Source organism: Parabacteroides sp. AF18-52 (assembly GCF_003479145.1).
Taxonomy (GTDB): Bacteria; Bacteroidota; Bacteroidia; order Bacteroidales; family Tannerellaceae; genus Parabacteroides; species Parabacteroides faecis.
Genome location: NZ_QUGR01000005.1, coordinates 151259 through 175512, shown reverse-complemented (window position 1 = coordinate 175512; position 24254 = coordinate 151259). Strand labels below are relative to the sequence as shown.

The following is a 24254-nucleotide window of genomic DNA, read 5'->3' as shown; positions in this document are numbered from 1 at the left end:
AGGTTATTCCGGTTCGTCCGTATCCAGGCAGAAAGGATGGCCGGAGGGGTCGAGCAGTGTACGGGAAGTTTTGAAGTATTGCTCGCCGGCCAAGCTGGCTCCCAGGCTGAGGGCGTGGCGGATGGCTTCTTCCAGGTCGTCGACGTAGAAGTCGAGGTGGAGCATTTGTCCCTGTCTCCCTTCTTGCCAGGGCCAGACGGGCGGTTCGTATTCTTCTATCTCCTGGAAGGCGATGACCATGCCGGTGGGAGAGGTGATGGCCGACCAGCCGTTTGCCTGCGGGTGTGTCCACTGCCAGTTGAGGAGGCGGCTGTAAAAGGAAGCCATGAGGCCCGCGTCCTTACAGTCGATCACGATGTTGATCCGGTTGATTGTTGCTTGCTTTGTTTCCATGTTTCCAAAGATAAGATAAGTTTTCGAGATATGGAATTTCCGGGAAAGAGATGCTATTCGGAGGCATAACAGATGCTTCCCGGCAGCATAACAGATGCGCAAATAGGGGAGAGAAGGGAAGAATGGATGGAAATAGTCTTTTGTTTCTTACCGAAAAGGATTAATTTTGTGAGGAAACAAATAAGCAGAAATATTCATGTTCAATAAATTAGTGGCGATAGAGCCTGTAAGCCTGATTCCGTCAGCAGAAAAGAAATTGCAAGATTTTGCGAAAGAAGTAGTTATGTACGATGACATACCCGCGGGAGATGAAGAGGTGGCTGCCCGTATCGGGGATGCGGACGCTGTCCTTTTGAGTTACACCTCCCGGATCGAACGGGCGGCACTGGAGAAATGCCCGAATGTCCGCTATATCGGGATGTGCTGTTCCCTTTACTCGCCGGAGAGCGCCAATGTCGATATCCGCTATGCCAACGAGCGGGGGATTGTTGTGACCGGTATCCGCGATTATGGCGACGAAGGGGTGGTGGAGTATGTTATCAGCGAGCTGGTTCGTTGCCTGCACGGCTTCGGACAGGAGGCATGGGATGAGATGCCTCGCGAGATCACCGGATTGAAAGTGGGGATCGTCGGGCTGGGTAAGTCCGGTGGGATGATTGCCGATGCCTTGAAGTTCTTCGGTGCCGATGTCGCCTATTTCGCCCGGAGCGAGAAGAAAGAGGCACGTAGGAAGGGCTACCGTTTCCTGCCACTGGGTGAGCTGCTGGCACAAAGTGAAGTGGTTTGCTGCTGCCTGAATAAGAACACGGTCTTGCTGCATGAAGCGGAATTTAAGCAGCTCGGTAATAAAAAGATATTGTTCAATACGGGGTTGTCTCCCGCCTGGGACGAGACTCCGTTTGTGAAGTGGCTGGAAGGCGACAACCTTTGTTTCTGCGATACCGCAGGTGCTTTGGGCAACGCCCAGTTGTTGAGCCATCCGCACGTACGTTGCATGCAGGTGTCGACCGGCCGTACACGCCAGGCGTTCGACCGCCTGAGCGAAAAAGTACTGGCCAACCTCTCAGAATACGATGGGTGAGGTGATATTGAGCAGGGTGTTCACTACCGACCATCCTGCTATCTCTGCCGTTGCGCTGTAGACGTCGATGACGGCATGCACCTGATCGTTCCTGATCTCTACCCGCTGGGTATCGCCCGTAAATCCGGGGGTGGACTGCATTGTCACCTCCATGTTCGCTGGTCCTACCGAAGCCCGCGAGGCCGCTACCGTAACATTGACTTTCGTCGGGAAGAGTTGGATGGCTTCCACCGCATTTCCGGAGAAGACGACGCGCTGTTCCGTTTGCAGCGATTCATCGTAGACGGCGGTTCCTTTCAGGGCGTTAGGGCCTTTCTCGTTGAAAAAACGGGCGGTGGCGTTTCCCATCAGGGCGGTAGTCCGCAGCACATCGAAGCCGCCGGTAGCCCCGGAGGCCAGGTAGACACGGGTGCCGTTTGCCTTGGCTGTCTCCGCTACCTCGCGATAAAAGAGGTCGTCGGCCAGTGCCCCGATCGAAAGGGTGACAATGGAAGTGCCGTTTTTCAGTGCAGGCACCGCCAGCTCTTTCATGGCGGCAGGCGAGGCGGCTTCCACCAGATAGTCCGGCTTCAGGGCAAGCAATTCTTCGATGGTCGCACATACCCGGCAAGGTTTCCCGTGTTGTTGCATCCGGGCAGCCAGGTTTTCTGCTTTGGAGACTGTGCGGGAGTAGACCCCCACTAACTCATATTCAGGCAAAATGCCTTTGATCACAGCGTCGGCTACGATACCTCCGAGCCGTCCGCATCCAACAATTACTAACTTTTCCATGCAGGCAAAGGTACTCGATTTTAATCTGATTTCCCAAACGGGACTGGCGAATATGTGAAGGCAAAGCAGCCTCCGCAGTGAAGTCCGCAGGGGGCGATATGTTTCTTTATGATCTCGTTGGGTTGCATATGCGTCTATTTTAATCCTTTTTTGAAAAGTATCATCGATAAGGCATCCTTCACCTGCTCTTTTTCGGTGATGGCAACGGTCATAGGGATGAGTTTTCCGCTGGGTTTGGCCCGGTAGAATTCTTCTTTGATGCTTTCCGTAATTTCCATCCCGGCGATACGGTCCAGGTGTTTTTCCGTGAAGTAGGAAGTGACTTTGAAAAAGCTCTGGTAGATGACCAGCCAGGCAAGGTTTTTCTTCTTTGACAGGACTTTGCATAACCAGGCCTTCCCGTCGTTGTAATAGTTCCACTCGAGTGTCAGGTCGGCGGCTGCGGCCGATGCGCTGAATTCTTCGAATGCGGGAAAACTTGCCTCCAGAACGTCGGCGATGACTTCATTAGTGGGGAAAACGTTTTTGTCTTTTAAAATCAGAGGTTCCATAATGTTGTGTATTTCGGTGTATAAAATAAAGAGAATTGTATAAGGATATGTCGCCCGTTAAAGGGTCAATATTTTTTCTCCGTTCTTGAGATATTCGGTTAGCGGGGCTCCCATGTATCTGACGGTAACACCCAGTTTCTCGATGATTGGCTTCACTTCGAACCTTTCGCAGCAGTCCTGGCAGGCTTCGACGGTGACGCCTGCTTGAAGCATTTCCAGGATTTCCGTCTGCACCTGCGTATCTTGGGCGGCGAGCTTAACGGAGGCTCCCCAAAGGATCACGTTCACTTCTTTCCACCAGCCTCTCTTTTTGGAGTTGAGGGTGTACATCGATAACATATTGAATATAGTGTCTTTATTGTCGGTTATCCAGAGAATGTTTAATTTGTCGTTCATAATAAGATGATTTATGTATATGGTTATGTCGATTCGCAAATGTATATAAAAAATAGAATTAAATACTCTTTGAGGGATAATCTCTACTCTTAAGGGAAAGCGCTTTTGTATATTGGAAAAATATTTTGTTATTTGGAATAAAGTGAGTAGCTTTGTCGCAAATAATTAATCATGAGAATAATCACATTTGCAGCCATAAGAGAATATTCTAAGAAACATGCTGATGCAGATGTCGCTTTGAAAGATTGGTATAAAAAGACGGAAAGAAGCGATTGGTTATGCCTGGCAGATGTAAAGCAAACATTCAATAGTGTTGATTTTGTGGGTAATGACCGATTTGTTTTTAATATAAAAGGTAATGACTATAGATTGGTTGCTATCATATTATTTGCTGCCAGAAAAGTTTTCATTCGCTTTATAGGCACACATAATGAATACGATAAAATAGACTGTTCTAAGATATAGTATTTTGCATTAGTGAGACACACTTTAAACTGTAGATAAATATGGCAAAGATAAAAGATAAAAAACAGTATGATGCAGCCTGTGCAAGAATAGAAGAACTGCTGAAGGTTGTAAATAACAATACACCTACTGATAACAAGAATTTCCTTGAACTGGATTTGCTTTCGGACTTAGTAGCCGATTACGAAGAAGAACATTTTCCAGTGGAAACCCCTCTTCTGGTAGATGTACTTAAGCTTCGTATGTATGAAATGAATCTTACCCAGACAAAGCTCTCAGAGTTGTTGAGTGTTAGTCCTTCCCGGATTAGTGAGTATCTTTCCGGTAAATGTGAACCGACATTAAAGGTAGCCAGAGATATAAGCCGGAAATTACATATTGATGCTAATATTGTTTTGGGTGTGTAATTGGATCTTATTTGTACAAAACGACTACCTTTTTTGAAATAAACCGTAGTTTTGTATAGATGTTTCTGATGAAAAGAGGATTGAATGATAGCTTAATTCTATGCCTCGCCGTCTTTCTTTTGCAGGAGGCCGATCTTTTTTTTAATCACGTAGCTCAGATAGGAGAAAATGAAGGAGATCAGGATAATTATGCAGACTCCCATAACTCCCCATATCCCGTGACTATAAGGGAAATTGGGAGGTATAGGAACAATATTCCCTGATAAAAATAGTCCGATTGCTGTTCCTGTTATTATAGGATATATCTTTCTTAACTTCTTAAATATTCTATCAATTTGAGTATTATCAAGCATACGATTTTAGATTTATGGTTTGAGTTGTAAACTTACATAATAAAAAGGAAAACTCTATATCCTTTGAAATAAAAAAGAAGGAGACCTTTCATTTATCTGAAAATTGTTCGGTTTTCGGAGTATGATCAAGTGGCCTCGTCGTTTTCATTCAACTCAAAGATAGCTTCGACGGGAGCGTTAAAATATCGGGCGATCCTTAATGCGAGGATAGTTGAAGGGATATATTTACCTGTTTCGATGGTATTTATGGTTTTGCGGGTAACCCCGATGGCAATGGCCAGTTCTTCCTGGCTGATCTTTTTTATCGCCCGGTAGACTTTTATTTTATTAATTAGTTCTTTGTTTTCCATCTGACTATTATTTATATAGAATCAACCGATGTACACCTACCGTAATAACGGCGATGAACAGAAGGATTAAACAGTACATCTTGACCGGCAAATGGATATAATCATCCAGCAAATAAATAAGTATTACGCTTATAAGTGTGGAGAATAAGCCACTGGTTCGGGCTTTGTAATCGAAACTTTTGTACATTTCGTTACTTAGAGCATAGAATAACTCTTTATTGTTCTTGATCTCCCGGCTGAGGAACAGGTTCTTAAACGTTGCATAACAGAATAATAAGCCGGAAATAGCCGACATTACACTACATATAATAATAACAGGTTTACTGAAAGGAAATTGAATTAAAATCCCTCCGGCCATCCAAAATCCAAAACTGATTATCTGTAATAACATGACATTAAATCTAGCTTTCTCTGTTTTTTCAATGATAGATGCTTCCATAATGACAAATGTGTTAACTAGTGTTTATTAATATAACCTCTAGGTTTTATAATGTAACCTATGGGTTACAAATATAAATACTTATTGTGATATACTCTATCTTTTCCTCTCTTTTTTTCATCACCATCGAAATAAAATGTTTTTTACTATCGAAATAATCTCTTCCCTGCTGACATACTGTTGTCACCCCCTCCCCATACCTTTGCTTCACAGTTCAAATATTAACATTAAAAAACTACGAAGATGGAAATGAAATTGTTTTATTTAGGGGAAGTTGCGGGGATGACGAAAGAGCAGGTGGAAGAAGCGGAAAAGTTCATCCGGGGATTTGAATATGGCATCGTTGCCACCAACAATCCGGAGACGGGACCGCGCCTTTCGGGACTCAACAACCTGGCAGGCCAGACCTTGCAGCAACTCCATTTTGCGACAGAAGCCAGCTGTCAGAAATTAGCGAACCTCCGCCTGGATCCGCGCTGTGAAGTAATGTACGCTACGATGGAGAGCGGGCAGGTCCAGATCGCAGGCAAAGCCGAGATCATCACCGACGAAGCATTGAAACGCGAACTCTGGCAAGACTGGATGAACGAATACTCACCCGAAGGACCGACGGGAGAGGGCATCTGTATTATCCGCCTCATCCCGGCTTCTATCCGGGCGATGATCTGCTGATCCCGCTGCCGGTAACGTAAAAGTTGTATCTTTGTCACCAATCAATCCGACAAACGCACACAATGAACCGCCTGGAACGAATATCCGCTATACTGGTCAAGCTGCAATCCCGCCCGGTCGTCACCGCACGTGAGATAGCGGATCAGTTCGGTGTAAGTCTCCGGACGGTTTATCGCGACATCCGTTCGCTGGAAGAGTCGGGGATCCCTGTCGGCGGCGAGGCTGGGCTGGGTTACTCGCTGGTGGACGGTTTCAAGCTGCCGCCCCTGATGTTCACGATCGACGAGGCCCTCTCTTTCCTCGTGGCGGAGAAACTTGTCCGCCATCAGACCGACGGCGATACCTACGATGTATTCCGCAGCGGGATGGACAAGATACGCGCCGTGCTGCGGACGGCCGACAAAGATATCCTCCATCATTTCGACCCCTATATCCGTATCTCGGGTATCCACCAGAATACGCGCACCGCCTCTGCCAATGTCCTGCAAACCCTTATGAAGGCGTTGCTGAACAAGAAACAGCTCGTCATGACCTACAAGGCGGGCTACAACTACCAGGTCACCCACCGTACGATCGAACCCCAGGGTATGTTCTTCATGGGCGGCATCTGGTATGTCCTCGCCTGGTGCAAGTTGAGGAGGGATTACCGCACCTTCCATCTCGGCAGAATCGTCCACCTCTGTCTGGGCGAAAACGGTTTCGAGGAGGAGCATCTTCCGCTCGACGAGCTGATCCCCCGGATCTATGATGTAGAGGATGAGGTCGAAGTGACGCTCCGTGTCCACCGTGACGTGGCACGCGATACGGAAGTTTCCAAATACACTTACGGACTTTATGAGGAGGTGGCGGACGGGGAGTACTTCGTCCAGAAATACCGGACCTATTCGCTCGACAAGTTCGGCCACTGGTACCTGTCGTTTGCCGACCGGGCGGAGATCATCGCGCCGGAAGCTTTGAAAACAGTCGTCCGGGAGTTGATCGGCAAGATCCGCATCTGAAAGCAACTACCTCTATATCTTCGGATAAAATCCTATTTTTCTCTTGCACAAAAGGTCCGCACCCTTTATCGAAAAAGCATGCACCCTCTTTTCAAAAAGCATGCACCCTTTTTCCGAAAAGCATGCACCCTTTTTCCGAAAAGCATGCACCCTATTTTTCAAAAGGATGTATCCTCTTTTTGCAAGGCATGTATTCTTTTTTCCGGCAAGGCAATAAGGACTTCTCCGTAGCGGTGGCCGTTTCGGGAAAATGGTTGATTTTCAAGATTGTTTATCCTTTAGCCGTCTCCCGGCTGGTCAGAATCTCGTCCATATGTCCGAGTGCCCAATCTACCAGGTTCTGGATATGAGGCATGAGCGTCGTGCCCATTTCCGTGAGGCAATATTCCACGCGGGGCGGCACTTCGGGATAGACTTTGCGGTGCACAAGGCCGTCGGATTCGAGGGTACGGAGCGTGACGGTCAGCATCCGTTGCGAGATATCGTCGATGGTCTTGTGGATGTCGCTGAAACGCATCGTGCCGTTCGCACTCAGTGTAGTCAGGACCAGCATCGACCATTTGTCGCCAAGTCGGCTGAGGACGTCCCGGACCGGGCAATTTCCTGTAGGATGAAAATTTTTCATTTTCTTTCTTTTCGTATGAAGTTGAAACTCAATAATGGTTACCTGCGTGTAAGTAGCTTATTCCGAGGTGCGTTCTTGTTTCTTTCGCCCGGATCGTCTACATTTGCTGCACAAAGGTAATAAACTTACGAAAGGTAACTATTGTTTCACTTAATAATTACAATTATGTCAAAGAAAGTAGCAGTTTTAGCAGTAAATCCGGTGAACGGATCAGGGTTGTTCCAGTATCTGGAAGCATTTTTTGAAAACGGAATTTCTTATAAGGTGTTTGCTGTTGCCGAGACGGCAGAGATCAAGACAAATTCAGGTATCAAGCTGATCGTGGATGATGTGATAGCCAACCTGAAAGGGCATGAGGACGAGTTCGATGCGCTGGTGTTCGGTTGCGGCGATGCCGTTCCGGTGTTCAGCGAAAATGCCGGCAAGCAGTACAACCAGGATATGCTGGCCGTTATCAAAGCCTTTGGTGATAAAGGCAAGATCATGATCGGACATTGTGCCGCCGCGATGATGTTTGAGATCGCAGGCGTTGCGAAAGGAAAGAAAGTGGCCGTTCACCCGTTGGCAAAGCCTGCCATCCAGTCTGCCCAGGCTACCGACGAAAAATCCGAGATAGATGGTAATTTCTACACAGCACAGTGCGAAAACGCTATCTGGACGATGCTGCCGCGGGTGGTCGAGGCACTGAAGTAATCCGTTCCTCTTCGTCCGAACGCTTGGATGAAGAAGGTATCTAAATGGAAATCAGCTAAACGTCGGGGAAAGGTTATTCGGATAAGATACACTATCCCCGTACGTTTCTATGAGTAAATTATTTTGGCTTCACAAAGCCTACCGGGTTACGTGGCTTATCCGATAGTGTCTTTTGTACTTGCAATTCAGCCAGTGTTTTATTGATTAATTCAAGTTGTATCCGGGTATCTTCGTTGATGTCGTTGTAATCGGTAAACGTCTCTTCGATATATTCTCTCAGGTCTTTTATTTCCTGCTTAAGTGCTGTGAACTTATCGATAGGGGGCATAATTAATTTCTGGCGGACAGCAACGAAAGCACGCATAATATTTATATTTACCTGTATCGCGATGTCCGAATTGAGTACTCCTGAAAGCATAGCTAATCCCTGTTCTGTAAAAGCAAAGGGAAACTTACGAGTTCCCCCCATCTTGATGTTCCATTTTGGAATATCAAGTTTTGTTCTTCAAACTCGCTTTTTGTTAACTGAAACATAAAATCAAGGGGAAAACGCTTAATGTTCCTTTGAACTGCTTTATTCAGGTTTCCGGTTGTAACCTGGTATAACTCCGCTAGATCTTTGTCCAGCATCACTTTTTGACCTCTTATTTCATAGATCTTACTTTGGATTAATTGCAATTCGTTCATAGTTAAGATATTTTTTTATGATTAATCTTAGTTTCGTAAAGATAACCATTATTTGTTTTCAGCATGCTTAAAGCCTTATTTTTTATTCTCAGGCAAGATTTTAAGACTATGATGATACATGAAACGAATATTTATTTATCCCTTGTTTCTTTTAAAATGAAATCCCCTCTCCGCAATATAAACCCCGCTCAGGATAAAGACCGATCCGATCAGGGCGATCACCGTAATGATTTCGTCGATCACGATGGCGGAAGTGATCAGCGTCACCAGCGGGACAATATAGATATAGTTGGCCGTGCGGAACGGACTCAGCTCTTTGACTGCCGTGTTCCACATGATGTAACAAAGCATCGATGCTACCACGCCCAGGAACAGCAGGTTAGCTGCAACGACCGGGCGGAAGAGTATCGCCGTATCCGTATTCAGCGGATGGAGTAGGAACATCGGGGTTAATGTGACAAGCCCGTAGAAAAACACCTTCCGGGTAATCAGCAATGTCGGATACCGGTTCCCCATCTGTTTCAGTATCAGGCAGTAAAACGCCCACATCAACGCTGCGATCAGCGTCAACATATCCCCCAGTGGATTGATCTTCAGTAGAAAACTACCGTTGAACACGACAAACGCCACCCCGATCAGCGCCATGACCGAGCCGTAGATCAGATTCGGTTTGATCTTCTCCCCGCGGTAAAACAGGAGCGAAAGAAACGCCGTCAGGATAGGAGCGGTGCAGATGATGAGCGACACGTTTGAAGCCAGCGTGATCCCCAGCGCCGTATTTTCGGTAATAAAATAGATCGATCCCCCGCAAAGCCCGGCGGCTACGAACATAAGTTCATCCCGTTTGCTCCGGGCAAACAGCACCTTGGGAGAAATAAACCAGATGCAGACATAAGCCAGCGCGAAACGGTAGAAAAGAATGTCGACGGGAGACAGCCCGTTATGAATCAGGATTTTTGTCGAAACGAAAGTCGTACCCCAGATAATAACCGTGATGATTGCGATCAGATGATACCAGTAAGTCAGATTATTCTTTGCCATATTTTTATGAATTTCTATTAACAATGGAGGAAAATGGTTCCGCAAATATATGTATTAAGTAAATAGGTTCTGTGTATTTGTTGAAAATAAGGAATTATTCCTATATTTGGATTCTATACAGGATAATGTGTGTTTTGGGAATATCTTTTACAACGAAAATAGGAAAAAATACTATGGCAATACTGGATCAGATCGATATTAAAATTTTACAGGCTTTGCAGAATAATGCCAAAGTGAATATGAAAGAGCTTTCGGCGGAGCTGAATATCTCGAAAACGCCTGTCTACGAACGGGTGAAAAGGCTGGAAGAAGAAGGCTATATCAGGAATTATGTCGCCCTGGTGGATAATAAGAAGGTAGGACTTCCGCTCGTGGTTTTCTGCAACGTCTCGCTGGCGGTGCACAACGATGAGCATATCCAGCGGTTCAAAGCAGAGATACAAGAGATCGACGAGGTGATGGAATGTTATTCGATCGGCGGCATCTACGACTTCTTTCTCAAGGTGGTTGTTAAAGACCTGGCTGCATACGACCAGTTTGTCTTTAACAAGCTTACCAAAGTAAATGGCATCGTCAAGATGCAAAGTTCGTTCGTGTTGAACGAGATCAAGCATACAACCGCCTTGAAGGTGGTGCCGGGTGAATGAAACTATCCGGCGCGGCGCGACAGGATATCGGCAAACTCTTTCAGGTGCGAGCCGTCGGTTCCGCAGCAACCGCCACAGATTTTCAGCGGGAAATCCCATAATAAAGTCATAAGGCGGTCTGAAAGTTCGGCGGCGGTCGACGATTGCAGGCAGGAGCAACCGTTCAGTTCCTCGGGACTGAGACTGGATGCGTTCGCCTGGATGCCGTTGAAGCGCGTTCTCACCAGTTCCGTATCGTTCATCGGATGCGACAAAGCTTCAAAGAGGACATCCGGATGCACGCAGTTCGCCATATAGCAGACGGGAGGGCGTGAGGTTTGTTTATCAATAGCCTCGATTGCTTCGTGGATGAACGTTCCGTCCATCAGTCGGCCGTTGCGTCCGATCATAAAGCTGATGATGTAGGGTAAACCGGTTGTCTCCATTGCCTTGGCCATGCCGGTTGCTTCGGTCAGTTCAGGCATGATGCCGGCAAACAGATAATCGACTCCGGACTCTTTGAAATCAAGGAGCGTAGGAAGATGATAGCTGAAAGCCTCTTCAATGGAAAAATACTTCCGGTTGCTGTAAGCATCTCCCCTGCATCCGGTCAGTCCGCCGATATAGACCGGAGTCGTGTATCGGTCCCTTAGCTCAGAAAGGAAGGCGACATTGTCCGCCAGGATATCTTTGTCCCTGAATACCGATGCGGCAATCCGTTCTTTATTCGCTCTCCGGGTAGGGGTCATCAGCAGGAGAGGGAGCCGCGAGCTTTCCGCGATATCCAGATACTGGCTGTAGATGGCAGCCAGTTGTTGCTTATGTTGTTCGTCGTATATCAATCCGGCGTGGACGATCTGTTCGTCCAGGGAGATCCGGTATTCGTGGCGTAATCTTTCGACGATAGCACCCTCTGTCAGCAGGGCGGGGCATGTGTCGTAAGATTCGGTAAAACTATGTTTGTTCATTAAAATAGAGTCTTTTTAGCCTGGACGACAAATGTAAGAAACTTTTACGGTTTCTATTTGTCCGATCTTGCTGGTTTTACATTATATAAGATGTTTCGTAGATTACTCTCTTTTACTCTTTATTCATTCTTACTATCCGGGGTATGAACCTGCCGTGGATATCGACGAGCGATTCCTGAGCTGGCATAATTCGTTCTAAACCGGGAGTAGCCATACTGCCGGGGATCAGTCCGGGTTGCCCTTTTCCGGCAGGAGCGGCCCTTTTACGGTGGACGATGGCGTAGCGGTTGGGCGAAATTTCTTCCCGCCAAGTGAAGTTATGGTGATATCAGAAAGAGAATACTTTTAATATGATCCATAATAAGACAAAGGCAGCAAGGGCAGCCAATAAAATCACATATTTTATTTGTGAGAAGTACTTTTGTTCATCTTGTTCGCGTTCTTTCACCTGCCGGTTGATCCGGTCGAACTCTTCGGCACTGATGTCCGGGAGTTGGGAAGCGTACTTTGCACGGGTGTCTTTTCCCCGGTCACGGAGTTGTCTGAGCATCTCCCGATCCTCTTTGTTCCTTCGTATCATATCGAAAACATGGCCAGCAAAACTCATAAGCTTTTCTTTTTAAAGGATTCGTTTATTGTCTGCTAAAATACGAAAAAAACTGGATCAGGCTGCCAGGCGTTATGAGTAAAACAAGTTGAATGCCTGCTCTGTTATGTAAATATACAGGTGTTACTTGTTTGAATATAATTGTGATTCAGTTTGCAGATGATGAAATTACATGTTTATACTGTCTGTTACTATATATTATTGTTGGTCCTGCTGTTTTTTCCGTCTCCGGAGGCGGCAGCGGATTTATTGTTGCCGGTCGACAGTGCCGGTATGACCGAAGGTGATTCGCTGGTCCGAAAATCGATCTACCCGTCGTCGGCCACTGAGAAAAGTGATTTTTATAAGATGCTTTGGGGAGAACATTACCGGAAATTATATTCTATCCCGATCACCGTGCCTGCCGTCACCCTGCAAACGCTTTGGGGTGGGATGAAGGTGGTGGAGCAGGCTACTGATTTCCAGGGATTACTTCTGGAAAACGATCAGGCACAGTTATGTCTTTTAAAGCCGCTAGGTGGATATACTACCTTCCTCGAATCGAAATTCTTCCAGGAAGTCTATAGCAAACAAGTATTCAGAAATACATATCTGGACCAGTTCATCGGCGATGCCTATACTATTATCAATCCGTTTACCTTTATCTCTGCCGATTATCTGGCGCGTTCGTCGGGGTTGAACTCAAATAATTCGCGGATCTTTTACTTGCCCGAGTATTCCACAACCGATACAGTGGCAGATGGAACGCCTATCGGAAATAAGCTGGTCAGTGTCATCGATGTGCCCGATTTTAATACCCGCCCGAATATTCTCCTGACAGAAGATTTGCTGGATACTATCCGGACGGATAAGAATTATCAGGTGAATCAGGAACTTTATATCCGCGAACGTCTGTTGGATATGGTGATAGGTGACTGGAATAAGATACCCGAAAACTGGAACTGGATAGCGCGTCAGCGGGGCGACAGCCTAACCTTCGACCCGATCGTCATCGACCGTAACCATGCTTTTACGAAGGTTGACGGCGTTTTGTTCAAACAAATGCTCCGGGTGTTGGGCCTGGGTTTCATTGTTAATTACGATCCTTCGCTGAAAAGCGTCCGCAAAGAGAACGCCTTGGGTTTTTCTTTGGATATGGCGTTGGCTTCCCAAAGTGATGCCGATGTATGGATGCAGCAGGCCCGATTCATCCGCCGGACACTGACCGATTCGGTGATAGACGATGCTTTCTCGCGTTTGCCGAAGGGAATAGAGGATAAGGAGATCGAACGGATCAGCGCGATCGTGAAACAGAGACGGGATAGGCTGGAAGAGATAGCAACGGCTTATTTCGATCAGTTGCAGCGAACCCCGGTTCTGACGGGAAGCAACCGTTCTGACCGTTTCGTCATCGATCGTACTAATCCGGATAGTTTGTTTATCCGCATCTACGATAAAGAGACAGACCGGCTGGTGTTCGACCGGAAATATAGCCGGAAAAAGACCAAGGAACTTTGGCTATACGGCCTTGAAGGTGACGACCGTTTTGAAGTGAACGGAGAAGCAAAGAAAGAAATGCCTGTCTTCCTGATTGCCGGCCGTGGTGAGAATAGCTACCGGCTGGACCCGGGTCATCATATACGGATTTACGAGTATAAGTCGGAAAAGGCCCGGTTAGACTCCATTCCTCATGCCCGTAAAGTTTTTTCGGATATACCGGAAATACATCAGTATGACTACAATAAGATCAAATATCATAAAATGTCGCTCACACCCTGGGGGATTTACGACTCGGATAAAGGATTCAGTCTCGGCACATTCTTTACCTATACGATGTATGGCTTTAAACGTTCGCCGTTTACTTACCAGCACCGTGTCGGCTATAATTACCTGCAAGGGTTCATGTACCAAGGGATTTTTCTTTCTTACGACGGAAAGAAATCGTTCAATATAGAGGCGACAATCAGTTCGAAGAGGAATTTCTATAACTTTTTCGGTTTCGGGAATAATACGGACGGATATAAGGAAGCGAAGAAAAATTACAACCGTGTCCATATCCGCGAGTTCAAACTGTCGCCTTCTTTTCTGCTCAATTTCGGAAAGAATGAAAAGCTGACTGTTCGAACTTCGCTGGAAATGTTCAAGGCGAAGGAAACGAGCGACCGTTTCATCAACCAGTATTATCCCGAAGATCACCGGATTTTCAAGAATAACTACTTCTTCGACCTGGGAGCTACGCTGGAGACGGAGAAAGAGCTTTCTTCTTTTATCCCCCGGATCGGTGGAGCTGTAACAGCCGGTTGGATGATGAATCTGAGGGATGCCGGACGTAATTTCCCTTATGCCGGTGCTTCTATGGAACTGGACGTACGGATTACCGATCGTCTGACCTGGGCGACGATGGCGAAATGTAAACTGCTCTTCAACAATAAATACGAATTCTACCAGGCGGCATCCACCGAGCTACGCGGTTACCGGGATAACCGTTTTATCGGGAAACAAGCTTTTTACCAATATTCGGATATCCGGTTGGATATGGGGAAACTTAAGAATCCGTTCACCCCTTTGAAGTACGGAGTGTTTGCCGGGTTCGACTACGGCCGTGTCTGGTTCCCGGGTGAAGAATCGAAAAGGTGGCATACCTCGTACGGAGGAGGGGTATGGCTGACGTTGATCAACAAGGTCACGACGAAGTATTCATGGTTCGGTTCGACCGATAGTTTCCGTTTCATGTTCGAGCTTGGACTGGGATTTTAGCGGATGGCTTGATTTTCCGGAAGGTTTGACTAAACAAACTGAAATCCAGGTTGTTTAATAAATAGTACATAAAATTAAAACAACTTAGGTGATGGAATCTAATAGTGAAAAGAAAATCAAGGTTCTCCCGAACGGACCTTACGAAGTGATCGGGGATATCCCGTTGAATCAGTTACGTTATATCGGCAACCGGAAAGGAGCTTCCACCGGTTATAAGGAAATACAAAAGTATTCCGTCGAAGGCGTATATCATCTGTGCCGTTGCGGTGGCTCGCACAACAAACCTTTTTGCGACGGAACGCATAAAAAGATTGGCTTTAAAGGAGATACGACAGCCAGTCACGATTCGTATGATGAAATGTCTGTCCTTTATGAAGGTAAAGTCATCGATATGCTGGATGCCGAAAGCCTCTGTGCGGTAGCCCGTTTCTGCGATACGCACGGTACTGCCTGGCAACAGGTGGAGGAGGGTGACTCGAAGGATACGATTGAAATAGTAAAACAACAGTGCGCCAACTGCCCCAGCGGTCGGCTGACAGCCGTTACGAAAGATGGTAAACGGATTGAACCCGAACTGCCCGAAGGTATCAGCATCCTGGAAGATGTCCCTGCCAGCGTACACGGTCCTATCTGGGTGAAAGGCGGTATTCCTATAGAAGACGAAAACGGACGTGTCTATCCGGTGCGCAACCGTGTTACGTTATGCCGTTGCGGTCTTTCACAGAACAAACCCTTCTGCGATGGCAAGCACATGCGGAATCAGGGAGAGTTGGATGATTAATGTCTGAATGTAAACTACCGTTGGGTTTAAATAAGTATTCATACGGCAGTTGTTCTCTATTCGTTCGACAACTGTCGTATAATTATTCGATGGTTGTCGAACGAATAAAGAACAGTTATCGAACGATTGTTTATTTAAAACGTATATGATGTTTACACTTTCCCCTTCACGAACTTATGGCCGATCCAGTAAGTTGCCCGTTCAGCTTTGAACTTCAGTATGCAATATTCCGGGTCTTCCACACCTTTGGGGAAATGCTCATAAAACCAGTCTACCCATAATGCTTTCTTCTCCGCAGCGTCTTCGACTACTTCGATGGTGCCTGTCAGCGTCACACTGTCGCCTTCCTTGAAGAAAGCGACGCCTGCTTTCGGGTTTTCGATAAAATTCTTTGTCTTTTCAGAACTCGTTCCCGTTGAGAACCAGATCGTATCGATCCCGTCTGTCTTGATCTTCGAAATGACTATGGGACGGGGATAACCCTGTTCGTCGATGGAGGCTAATGTTGTTACCTCGCAGTTATTCAGCAATTCGATTGCCTCTTGTTTGATCTTTTCCATAAAACTATTTTTTTGTTTCGGAGGCAAACATAAGGGAAACTTCGCGGTTGCTGTTGTAAAAAATCGACTTTCTTCTATTATATATAGGTAAGCGGATCGTCTTCCGGTATCGGTAAAGACATGAATGCGGATGGATTGCTTCCAGATAATCTTCTGAACTCTTTGATAAAATGAGATTGGTCGTAGTAGCCACAGTCGATGGCTAACTGCTGCATGTCTGTATCTTTTATGCCCCTTAAAACTCGGGTTGCGTTCCTGAATTTGGTGATCCTGCTGAATTCTTTCGGTGTATAACCGGTGACGTGTTTGAATTTGCGCTCGAAATGACGTTGGCCGAGATATAATTTATCGGTCAGTTGACGGATGGGGAGCATCCCGTTCGACCGGATGATCAGATCGGTTGCCTGCAACATCTGCCGGTCTATGGTAATGATAGCGGACAGGCGGGAAAGGAGGAACCTTTCTATGATTTGTATGCGTTCCTGCAAAGATTCTCTTTCGCATAACATTTCTGCAAAACTATTGTCGAAAAGCATATCCAATTCGGAAGCATCGATTCGCATGTCGGTAAATTCTCCCAAAGGAACCTTTGTGAATGCCGCCAGTCCGCAAGGAGAGAAGCGTACACCCATCATATGAAGGTTGGTCGAACGTGTGACCAGTTCGGAATAAACCCGCATGGGACCGACGAAATAAAAACGGTAAGGCTGCATCAGCATTTCACCGTTCAGAGGTTGCGACGGTTCCTGGATGGAAAAGATGAAATCCGCACATCCGTCAGGCAATATCTTATAACGCATGTCGTATTCAGTCTCGCCTTTCACCTCCCAATATTTGTCGATATAGGGAGCCAGTGACGGGCATGGAGGATATTCCTGGTACATAATGGCGTATTACACAGTTTGATTGGATTCGTAGAGGTTCACTCTTTTTTCCAGCGTTTCAGTTGAGGGAAATAATACTGCATGCCGGCAAGCGCTTCTTCTTTTGTGTAGCTTTCGCCGTTGTCGTGTTTGAAAGAATCTGAATACTGAAGACAGATTTGGATCATTTCATCCATCGTTACATCCTGTACAAATTTCCCGTCTTTAAAACAGAACGCGCAATACTCTTTGTTTTTACTCCCGTCCTGGTTTGTTCCATAATCCGTATCGGATATCAGCGGCATCCCGCAACTTTGACAATAAATAGGTTCCATACTCTTAAATTTATTTATAAGCCTCTTATTTTAGAACAAATATAGAATTATTTTTCAGATTAAAAACAATACCTTTGAAGACTTAAATTTTAATAGACCATGGTAAATAGACGAAATTTTCTAAAAAGTGCCTCTGTCCTGACTTTGGGGGGGCTGGTAGCCGGAAAGGCAGAATCATTACATGCAGCCACTCCCGTCGTATCGGAAACGACTGCTGCCAAAAGTATCGGTTTACAGATTTATTCTTTGGGAGGTGAACTGATGAAGGACGTTCCCGGTGGAATGAAGAACCTTAAAAAGATGGGTTATTCCACTCTTGAACTGGCGGGTTACAATAACGGCAAGATCAATGGTGTCGATATGATGGAATTCAAGAAGATGGCAGAAGATGCCGGATTGAAGATCACCAGTTCTCACGTGAATCCTCCGACAGGCGAGTACACACCGGATACCCGCAATATGATTATGGAATATTGGAAAAAGACGGCAGACGATCATGCCAAGTTAGGTGTGAAATATCTGGTTCAGCCCGGACAACCCCGTACCCGCAGTGTGGAAGAGGTAGGCTATGTTTGCGATGTTTTCAACGAAGCCGGAAAAATTGTAAAAGCGGCAGGTATTCCTTTTGGCTACCATAACCATGACTTTGAGTTTGCCAAAGTACTTCCCGGAGGTAAAGAAGCTATATTCGGCCGCCATAACAAAGGCGAAAAAATCTATGATCTTTTCCTGAAAGATACGGATCCTGATCTGGTATTCTTTGAAATGGATGTATATTGGACGGTGATCGGGCAGAATGATCCGGTGGAATACATGAAGAAATATCCGAATCGTATTAAACTGTTGCATATCAAAGATCGTGCAATCCTTGGACAATCTGGCTTTATGAACTTTGAGATGATCTTCAAACAGGCCTATCAGATCGGTGTAAAGGAATATTATGTAGAACTGGAAGGTATGCCGGATGGCCGTACCCAGTTTGACGGGATAAAAGGTTGTGCCGATTATCTTTTGAAAGCCAAGTTTGTAAAATAAGTAAAGTATAATATATAAAGGTACGTGTGAAAGCCGGTCTAGGAATAGACCGGCTTTTTTAGTGTGGTGTGGAAAAAATCCACACTTCCACATCGATTCCACACCACAGTTGTGAGATGTACGGAAATACAAGATGTGATATAAAATGTTTTTATCTGTTGATAGTTAGTGTATTAGATAGGTGTATTTCGACTTTATATTCTTTTGGCACGTCATTTGCATAAATAAAGGTGTTGGGGAATAAGTGAGTTCCCCTCTATGAATATGATGATGAAGTTTAGAATTTAGAATAAGTGTAAGTATCTATCTCCCGATATTGTTTTCTAATATGTATTAGATTAGCAAAAACTTATCGATTGATAAAGGCCGTTCCGCCTGAGAAGGTAGAACGGCTTCATTTTTTTATAACTGTAGGGAGTTGGACAGCTTTTCCAACCAGTCGGGAAGGGTATCCAGATGATGGATACGATCGTCGATATAGGCAGGGGCAAATAAATTGATCTGCAGATCCTTGCATTTTTCCTGTAAACTGTCTTCCACCGGGTAATAACTGGCTAATACGGCCAGCGAGATATCTCCGCCATAGGTTTCACGTACCGCATCTACCTTATATATATCGTTCTGCGTTACATTTCCTGATTTACATTCGATGAATATTAGTTTCTGTTGGTTGTTCAACAAGACATCCACTTCGTTTTTTGTCCTGGAACTGTTGTTTTCTGTCCTGAATAGAACGCTCTGCCATACCTCGGGACGGTTGGGATGTCTCTGGCTCCATGTCCTGACTTTATGGGCAACGAGTGTTTCCCACCAGCGTCCTTTGAAAAATAACATACCTGCGTTGGGGGTCGTTAACCTGAGCAATACATGGTTTTGCTGTGCAATGAGGAAAGTATCCTGTCTTTGCTTGAAGCGCAACCCGCTCTTGAAAACCCGTGATGACGGTAAGCGGGATAGTTCCTTATTGCAGAATATATTGAAGAACTTCTGGATCATGGTATGTTCTTTCGGGTATTGTTCGATAAACTGCTTGATGGAGACGGAAGCCTGTATGTCGGCATCGCTCAATTGTTTGGCGTCCTGGTATTCCGTCAGGATATTTCCGCTCAGGCCCAATATCTCTTTATTATCCAACTGGCTTTGCATCGGATGCTTTTCAAAGTTTTCCAACCGGATCAGGTCGCCCAGTTGAGTCAGGTAGAAGGCCGGGGCGTTATATTCTTTGGCTATTGTAAATGCGGCGAATGCCATCAGCTTGGTTCCTTCCGAAAGATTATAGGCAAACTCGTCGGTAGGGTAGGCCTGGTGTATCTTGCGGCACACGTTGCGAACGTTTTCTCCGTCGTACGGTTCGGTCCGGTATAAGGTCCGGCGGATACTGGCGGGGAGTAGCGGAAATAAAGGGGCAGCTACATCTTTTGTCTCGTTTGTGCAAAGAAGATGCACATGGTCGGGTGCAAACTCTTTGATCCCGTGATAAACAGAGGTGATATCTTTGCCAAGTAATATGATCTGATGTTTCATGTTTTATATCATATATTAATTAAGGTTCTAAATGTAGTATTAATTTCGATATAATTCATATCTTCGCTCCCTAATCAATCGCTGTATATATAGCAAATGGAAATTTTTATTATTGTCGGCCTTATTTTGTTGAATGGTATTTTGTCGATGTCTGAGATCGCTTTAGTGTCTGCCCGTAAGGCCCGGTTGGAACTAGAGGCAAAAAGAGGTAATAAATCTGCGCAAACAGCTCTGAAGTTGGCTGGTGAGCCCGATCGTTTCTTATCTACTATCCAGATCGGTATCACGCTGATCGGAATCCTGACCGGTTTGTATTCAGGAGAGGCTTTCGCCTATAATCTGTCAGAAGTGGTACGTCATGTTCCCGTACTTGAGCCTTATGCACTAGGATTGTCAAAGACTGTAATCGTTATAATCGTTACTTATCTTACTTTGATCATGGGTGAGCTTGTGCCGAAACGTATCGGCATGGGATATGCCGAACGGGTTTCGATGCTGGTTGCCAGACCCATGTTTCTGCTATCAAAGCTGGCTTTACCCTTTGTATGGTTATTATCTAAAAGTACTTCCTTTGTTATTAAAATTACCGGAATTAAAGCAAATGAAGAAAATAAAGTAACGGAAGAAGAGATCAAGGCGATCGTCAAAGAAGGCTTTGACGGAGGTGAAGTGCAGGAAGTAGAACAAGACATTGTGGAACGTGTGTTCAACCTGGGAGACCGTAATGTCGGTTCGATTATGACACACCGGAGTGACTTGGTTTGGCTGGATGTAACGGATAGTATTGAAAAGATCCGTGAAAAGGTACAGGAAAACCTGTTTAATATATATCCGGTAGCTTCCGAAAAATTCGATAATATCAAAGGTGTCGTTTACCTGAAAGATCTGTTCGGACGGATCGATGAACCTGATTTCTCGCTGGAACAGGTAATACGTCCGGCTCAGTATCTGCCGGAAAACCAAAGTGTTTATAATGCGTTGGAGCAGTTCAAACAGGCACGTGTTAAATATGGTATCGTGACGGATGAGTTCGGTGGTATCCAAGGTATCGTTACTTTGAAAGATATCATGGAAGGTTTGATCGGCCAGGTTCCGGAATTGGGAGAAGAGGCTGAGATCACTCAGCGTGCCGATGGTTCCTGGTTGGTGGACGGACAGTATAACTTCTATGATTTTCTGGAGTATTTCGATATGGAAGATCTCTATGCCGAACATGATTATAATACGTTGAGCGGCTTGATCCTGGAAATATTGGAACGTGTCCCGAAGACCGGTGAGACACTGAATTGGTTAACTTTCGAATTTGAGATCGTGGATATGGATGGGGCACGTATCGACAAGGTGTTGGTGAAGAAGATAGATTGATATTCTTTGTACGAAGATTAAATAGTGGAAGGATTTCCCTGAAACTGTAAGCCATAATTCGATAGAGGAATGTATCGTATCCTCTTTCTTGATAGTGAATAGTGACATTCACTGAGTAGATTTGAAAAGTCCCTTATTTTGTAATCAAAATAAGGGACTTTTGTATTCAAAGCATATATGTTTCGTCATTAAAACATATATGCTTTGAAAAGCCTTCTGTATAGTTTCTCTCTTCTTACAGTTCTTTGATCTTATGAAGCACCTCCATTTTTCCGAAGAGGATCAACTTGTCGTTGGATTCCAGCACCAGATCATCGGTTAGAGGGTCGACCACATAATATTCTGTTTGTTTCAATCCAATCAGGTTTCGTATTTCTTTGGCTCGTTCTACTCCGACCAGGCGGATACCGAAGTTCGTTTGGAAGTCGATCGTCCTTAAAGTCTGTCCGACCAAAGCACCCGGTGTCTTTATTTTGTACAGATGATGCGTCTCCGTCACCTGATACCAACGCTGGAACAGATCGCCCAGCAAGCTCTGGGAAGCATATGTGGCGGCATAATCCTGTTCCGGGCGAATGATCTCCGACACACCGATAGAACGGATCACCGTTTCATGGATGGGAGAGATGGAACGGACGATCAGCCTGCCGGCATCCAGGCTCTTTAATAAGGCGACTGTTTGTACTGAAGTACCGAAATTCTTCCCATAGGTCACAAAAATAGCATCCATCTCGCTTAGCGGAAGCGTGTTCAGCGCATCCCTGTCGGTCGTGTCGAGGCTGACAGAACCGGAAATGGTCTGCTTGACAGCCTCTACTTTATGCAGATTCAAATCGACACCGATCACTTCGTCGCCGATGCGGGTTAAATTTTCCGCGATGGCACGTCCCAGATTACCTAATCCTATAACCAGAAATTTCATAAGGCATTCTTATTACATTAATATATTTTCCTGAGGGTATGTATAATCCCTCTTTTTGTACTCTTTTATAAAGCCGACCATAAAAGTCAGTACCCCGATACGTCCGATCAACATCGTGCAGATGATGATCAGCTTTCCCGTCATGGAAAGCAGCGGACTAAAATTCAGGCTCGACCCTACCGTACTCAAGGCAGAAACAACTTCGAAGGTAAGTGTAAAGATCGGCGTCCCTTCTTCTGTGTAAGACAGCATCCAGACTGCAACCGAGGCGAAAATGAAATAAAGGACAATGGTCGCAAACGCCCGGCGGATTGTTGCGGGAGATATTTCCCGTTTACGTACTTCCACCTTCTCTTTTTCACGGGCAACGTTCAATGCCGTGACGATCGCCACGAAAACCGTCGTTACCTTCAACCCACCCCCGGTAGACATCGGTGCAGCACCGATAACCATCAGAATAAGCGTAAGCATCAAGGTTACTGGACGAAGTGTTCCCATATCGGCTACCGTAAATCCGGCTGTTCGCGGGGTGACTGCTCCCAGTAAAGAATCCGCCAGTTTCCCTTTGAGCGGAAGGCCTGCCAGCGTATTGTCCGTTTCAAAAATAAAATAGAGGATCATTCCGCCGATGATCAACGCCAGCGTACTTATCACTACGATATAAGTATGGATATTGATAATGCGGGGAGTATGGATATACCGTTTTTGCAGCCTGGTAGCGACCATGAACGTATTTACGATAAAATGCCTTAGCAGTTTCAGATAGTTGAATACGATCGGGAAACCCAGTCCGCCGAAGATGATCAGCAGGGAAATCCAGACATGCAGATTGTAATTATGTACAACTAACGGATCGCACATATTACCGCTTAACGTAGAGATCCCGGCATTACAGAAAGCCGATACTGCATGAAAAATGGCAAAGAATATATCATCCTGTACCGTGGCACCCGGTAACGTGCCTCTTATATCCATATAAATGAAATAAGCCCCGATCCCTTCGATGAAGAAAGTAACAAACAGGATATTCAGGATCACCCGGAACAGTCCTCCGGTACGCTCTTCATTCAACATATCTTTCAGCATCAGTTTGCTGGTAAAAGAAGAATGCCCCATAAAAGACAGCGCAAAGAAACTGGTGAAAGTCATCACGCCGATCCCTCCGATCTGTATCAGGATCATAATGATTACATGCCCGATATGAGTGAAAGTGGTCGCTACATCCACCGTCGTAAGTCCTGTTACGCAAACCGAAGTCGTAGCCGTAAACAGGGCATCCACAAAATGGATCGGCCGGGTAGTGGCATTCGGCAACATCAATAATCCTGCGCCGATCAGGATTACGAAAATAAAACTGAGCAGGAACAGTAGCGACGGTTTGATACGGGTCTGCATCAGTGTGAATGTCTGCCGCGATAAATGGATAACACTCAGCAGCAATAGTAAAGTATATACGAACAGCGGCTTCGAAAGGAAGTCGAGATAAGGCAATGACCGCTCGATGACGTCCCTGAAAAAGACCTTTGCCGATAGAACGGCAAACAGGAGAAAATAGATCCCGATATCCAAATACAGCAACTTCTCTTGTATGATCTCATTGAACCGGACTATATACCGCAGTGTGATCCCGATAAAGAACCCCAGTAAAATATAGATACGGCTCAGGTATAAATGATGTATAGTTTCGCTGGTCTGCTGAAACCCGAACTGATAAACCAGAACAAACAGGGAGGCGATGGATGCCAGGAGTATGATACCTTCTGCCGCTATATTCAGCAGCCCTTTTGCGTTGGCCCAATACATCCGGCATGTGAACTGTATATGTTTTATGTCCATGATCAAGTAAAATCTGTAGCAAATGTATTAATAAAAGTATTCCGGGGTGGGAATAGTTTAGAAAGTTTTGATAAAGCATGTTAAAAAGAAAAATATCAACGTTTTACCATAATATTGTTTTGTTTACATTATGGGTGATAAATGTTATTGTATGAGGTAAGATAGTAAAATAGC

Annotated in this window: 27 protein-coding genes and 2 pseudogenes; 11 read left to right on the top strand and 18 right to left on the bottom strand. The window is 45.5% G+C overall.

The genetic code is table 11. The features are described 5' to 3' along the window. Positions 1 to 3 precede the first annotated feature (3 nt). Positions 4 to 393, bottom strand: a complete 390-nt coding sequence (locus tag DWX23_RS10880) for a VOC family protein (RefSeq protein WP_122374616.1) — start codon at positions 391 to 393, stop codon at positions 4 to 6. 196 nt (positions 394 to 589) lie between these two features. On the opposite strand from DWX23_RS10880, the gene DWX23_RS10875 reads away from it, so the two are divergent. Then, complete coding sequence (locus tag DWX23_RS10875) at positions 590 to 1474, top strand: D-isomer specific 2-hydroxyacid dehydrogenase family protein (RefSeq protein ID WP_122374509.1); 885 nt, start codon at positions 590 to 592, stop codon at positions 1472 to 1474. Here the strand turns inward: DWX23_RS10875 and DWX23_RS10870 are convergent. The 3 genes from DWX23_RS10870 to DWX23_RS10855 all read right to left on the bottom strand — a co-directional run bounded on the left by DWX23_RS10870 (position 1457) and on the right by DWX23_RS10855 (position 3192). Continuing rightward, positions 1457 to 2245 carry an aspartate dehydrogenase domain-containing protein gene (locus DWX23_RS10870; protein ID WP_122374508.1) on the bottom strand — a complete coding sequence of 263 codons (789 nt, stop codon included), beginning with the start codon at positions 2243 to 2245 and terminating at the stop codon, positions 1457 to 1459. The two genes, DWX23_RS10875 and DWX23_RS10870, sit on opposite strands and share 18 nt — an antisense overlap. A 134-nt stretch (positions 2246 to 2379) precedes the next feature. After that, positions 2380 to 2796, bottom strand: coding sequence for a DUF3788 family protein (locus DWX23_RS10860; protein ID WP_122374507.1), 417 nt, complete (start codon positions 2794 to 2796; stop codon positions 2380 to 2382). 57 nt (positions 2797 to 2853) lie between these two features. Then, on the bottom strand, positions 2854 to 3192 hold the full coding sequence (locus tag DWX23_RS10855) for a DsrE family protein (RefSeq protein ID WP_122374506.1): 339 nt from the start codon (positions 3190 to 3192) through the stop codon (positions 2854 to 2856). Between the two features lie 171 nt (positions 3193 to 3363). Between DWX23_RS10855 and DWX23_RS10850 the strand changes: the two genes are divergently transcribed. Together DWX23_RS10850 and DWX23_RS10845 are read left to right on the top strand one after the other, a co-directional pair. Then, positions 3364 to 3657 (top strand): type II toxin-antitoxin system HigB family toxin, encoded by a 294-nt coding sequence (locus DWX23_RS10850; protein WP_122354031.1) that lies wholly within the window; start codon positions 3364 to 3366, stop codon positions 3655 to 3657. A 41-nt stretch (positions 3658 to 3698) separates the two neighbouring features. Continuing rightward, positions 3699 to 4064, top strand: a complete 366-nt coding sequence (locus tag DWX23_RS10845; RefSeq protein WP_075558127.1) for a type II toxin-antitoxin system HigA family antitoxin — start codon at positions 3699 to 3701, stop codon at positions 4062 to 4064. 478 nt (positions 4065 to 4542) lie between these two features. Here DWX23_RS10845 and DWX23_RS10835 read toward each other — a convergent pair whose 3' ends face one another. Then, on the bottom strand, positions 4543 to 4767 hold the full coding sequence (locus DWX23_RS10835; RefSeq protein WP_122354029.1) for a helix-turn-helix transcriptional regulator: 225 nt from the start codon (positions 4765 to 4767) through the stop codon (positions 4543 to 4545). A gap of 7 nt (positions 4768 to 4774) precedes the next feature. Next, a complete protein-coding gene (locus DWX23_RS10830) occupies positions 4775 to 5206 on the bottom strand; it encodes a hypothetical protein (RefSeq protein ID WP_122354028.1) in 432 nt (143 codons plus the stop codon). 249 nt (positions 5207 to 5455) lie between these two features. On the opposite strand from DWX23_RS10830, the gene DWX23_RS10825 reads away from it, so the two are divergent. Together DWX23_RS10825 and DWX23_RS10820 are read left to right on the top strand one after the other, a co-directional pair. Further along, a complete protein-coding gene (locus DWX23_RS10825) occupies positions 5456 to 5878 on the top strand; it encodes a pyridoxamine 5'-phosphate oxidase family protein (RefSeq protein ID WP_233577116.1) in 423 nt (140 codons plus the stop codon). A gap of 62 nt (positions 5879 to 5940) precedes the next feature. Beyond that, positions 5941 to 6876: a YafY family protein gene (locus DWX23_RS10820; RefSeq protein WP_122374504.1), complete on the top strand. Its 936-nt coding sequence runs from the start codon at positions 5941 to 5943 to the stop codon at positions 6874 to 6876. A 271-nt stretch (positions 6877 to 7147) separates the two neighbouring features. Here DWX23_RS10820 and DWX23_RS10815 read toward each other — a convergent pair whose 3' ends face one another. Further along, positions 7148 to 7501, bottom strand: coding sequence for a helix-turn-helix domain-containing protein (locus DWX23_RS10815; protein WP_122354025.1), 354 nt, complete (start codon positions 7499 to 7501; stop codon positions 7148 to 7150). 165 nt (positions 7502 to 7666) lie between these two features. Here DWX23_RS10815 and DWX23_RS10810 point away from each other — a divergent pair, with 165 nt between their 5' ends. Next, on the top strand, positions 7667 to 8194 hold the full coding sequence (locus DWX23_RS10810) for a DJ-1/PfpI family protein (protein ID WP_122374503.1): 528 nt from the start codon (positions 7667 to 7669) through the stop codon (positions 8192 to 8194). A 118-nt stretch (positions 8195 to 8312) separates the two neighbouring features. Here the strand turns inward: DWX23_RS10810 and DWX23_RS10805 are convergent. Beyond that, a pseudogene (locus DWX23_RS10805) lies at positions 8313 to 8881 on the bottom strand (ORF6N domain-containing protein). A 135-nt stretch (positions 8882 to 9016) separates the two neighbouring features. Further along, positions 9017 to 9922, bottom strand: coding sequence for a DMT family transporter (locus DWX23_RS10800; RefSeq protein ID WP_122374502.1), 906 nt, complete (start codon positions 9920 to 9922; stop codon positions 9017 to 9019). A 173-nt stretch (positions 9923 to 10095) separates the two neighbouring features. Here DWX23_RS10800 and DWX23_RS10795 point away from each other — a divergent pair, with 173 nt between their 5' ends. Then, complete coding sequence (locus DWX23_RS10795) at positions 10096 to 10569, top strand: Lrp/AsnC family transcriptional regulator (protein WP_122374501.1); 474 nt, start codon at positions 10096 to 10098, stop codon at positions 10567 to 10569. A gap of 2 nt (positions 10570 to 10571) precedes the next feature. On the opposite strand, the gene DWX23_RS10790 is transcribed toward DWX23_RS10795, so the two are convergent. The 3 genes and pseudogenes from DWX23_RS10790 to DWX23_RS10780 form a co-directional block, all read right to left on the bottom strand. After that, positions 10572 to 11516, bottom strand: coding sequence for a homocysteine S-methyltransferase family protein (locus DWX23_RS10790; protein ID WP_122374500.1), 945 nt, complete (start codon positions 11514 to 11516; stop codon positions 10572 to 10574). 112 nt (positions 11517 to 11628) lie between these two features. Then, positions 11629 to 11841 (bottom strand): annotated as a pseudogene (locus DWX23_RS10785) (RtcB family protein); the annotation flags it as partial. 3 nt (positions 11842 to 11844) lie between these two features. Further along, complete coding sequence (locus DWX23_RS10780; protein ID WP_122361677.1) at positions 11845 to 12123, bottom strand: hypothetical protein; 279 nt, start codon at positions 12121 to 12123, stop codon at positions 11845 to 11847. Positions 12124 to 12282: 159 nt separating this feature from the next. Here DWX23_RS10780 and DWX23_RS10775 point away from each other — a divergent pair, with 159 nt between their 5' ends. Both DWX23_RS10775 and DWX23_RS10770 read left to right on the top strand, forming a co-directional pair. Then, complete coding sequence (locus DWX23_RS10775; protein WP_233587577.1) at positions 12283 to 14859, top strand: hypothetical protein; 2577 nt, start codon at positions 12283 to 12285, stop codon at positions 14857 to 14859. Between the two features lie 91 nt (positions 14860 to 14950). Then, positions 14951 to 15640 carry a CDGSH iron-sulfur domain-containing protein gene (locus tag DWX23_RS10770; RefSeq protein WP_122374499.1) on the top strand — a complete coding sequence of 230 codons (690 nt, stop codon included), beginning with the start codon at positions 14951 to 14953 and terminating at the stop codon, positions 15638 to 15640. Positions 15641 to 15792: 152 nt separating this feature from the next. Here DWX23_RS10770 and DWX23_RS10765 read toward each other — a convergent pair whose 3' ends face one another. From DWX23_RS10765 to DWX23_RS10755, 3 genes are all read right to left on the bottom strand, one after another. Further along, positions 15793 to 16200: a pyridoxamine 5'-phosphate oxidase family protein gene (locus DWX23_RS10765; RefSeq protein WP_122374498.1), complete on the bottom strand. Its 408-nt coding sequence runs from the start codon at positions 16198 to 16200 to the stop codon at positions 15793 to 15795. Between the two features lie 77 nt (positions 16201 to 16277). Then, positions 16278 to 17084, bottom strand: a complete 807-nt coding sequence (locus tag DWX23_RS10760) for an AraC family transcriptional regulator (RefSeq protein WP_122374497.1) — start codon at positions 17082 to 17084, stop codon at positions 16278 to 16280. 38 nt (positions 17085 to 17122) lie between these two features. Beyond that, entirely contained in the window at positions 17123 to 17398 is a 276-nt protein-coding gene (locus DWX23_RS10755; protein WP_122361681.1) for a zinc ribbon domain-containing protein, read from the bottom strand. 99 nt (positions 17399 to 17497) lie between these two features. On the opposite strand from DWX23_RS10755, the gene DWX23_RS10750 reads away from it, so the two are divergent. After that, positions 17498 to 18433 (top strand): TIM barrel protein, encoded by a 936-nt coding sequence (locus tag DWX23_RS10750; RefSeq protein WP_122351646.1) that lies wholly within the window; start codon positions 17498 to 17500, stop codon positions 18431 to 18433. A 402-nt stretch (positions 18434 to 18835) separates the two neighbouring features. On the opposite strand, the gene DWX23_RS10745 is transcribed toward DWX23_RS10750, so the two are convergent. Beyond that, the gene (locus DWX23_RS10745; protein WP_122374496.1) at positions 18836 to 19957 is read right to left on the bottom strand and encodes a Card1-like endonuclease domain-containing protein; all 1122 of its coding nucleotides are present in this window, start codon (positions 19955 to 19957) and stop codon (positions 18836 to 18838) included. Between the two features lie 96 nt (positions 19958 to 20053). Between DWX23_RS10745 and DWX23_RS10740 the strand changes: the two genes are divergently transcribed. Continuing rightward, the gene (locus DWX23_RS10740) at positions 20054 to 21322 is read left to right on the top strand and encodes a hemolysin family protein (RefSeq protein WP_122351644.1); all 1269 of its coding nucleotides are present in this window, start codon (positions 20054 to 20056) and stop codon (positions 21320 to 21322) included. A gap of 235 nt (positions 21323 to 21557) precedes the next feature. Here DWX23_RS10740 and DWX23_RS10735 read toward each other — a convergent pair whose 3' ends face one another. Together DWX23_RS10735 and DWX23_RS10730 are read right to left on the bottom strand one after the other, a co-directional pair. Further along, entirely contained in the window at positions 21558 to 22244 is a 687-nt protein-coding gene (locus DWX23_RS10735; protein ID WP_122351643.1) for a TrkA family potassium uptake protein, read from the bottom strand. Between the two features lie 12 nt (positions 22245 to 22256). Then, complete coding sequence (locus DWX23_RS10730; protein ID WP_122374495.1) at positions 22257 to 24080, bottom strand: TrkH family potassium uptake protein; 1824 nt, start codon at positions 24078 to 24080, stop codon at positions 22257 to 22259. Positions 24081 to 24254 lie beyond the last annotated feature (174 nt).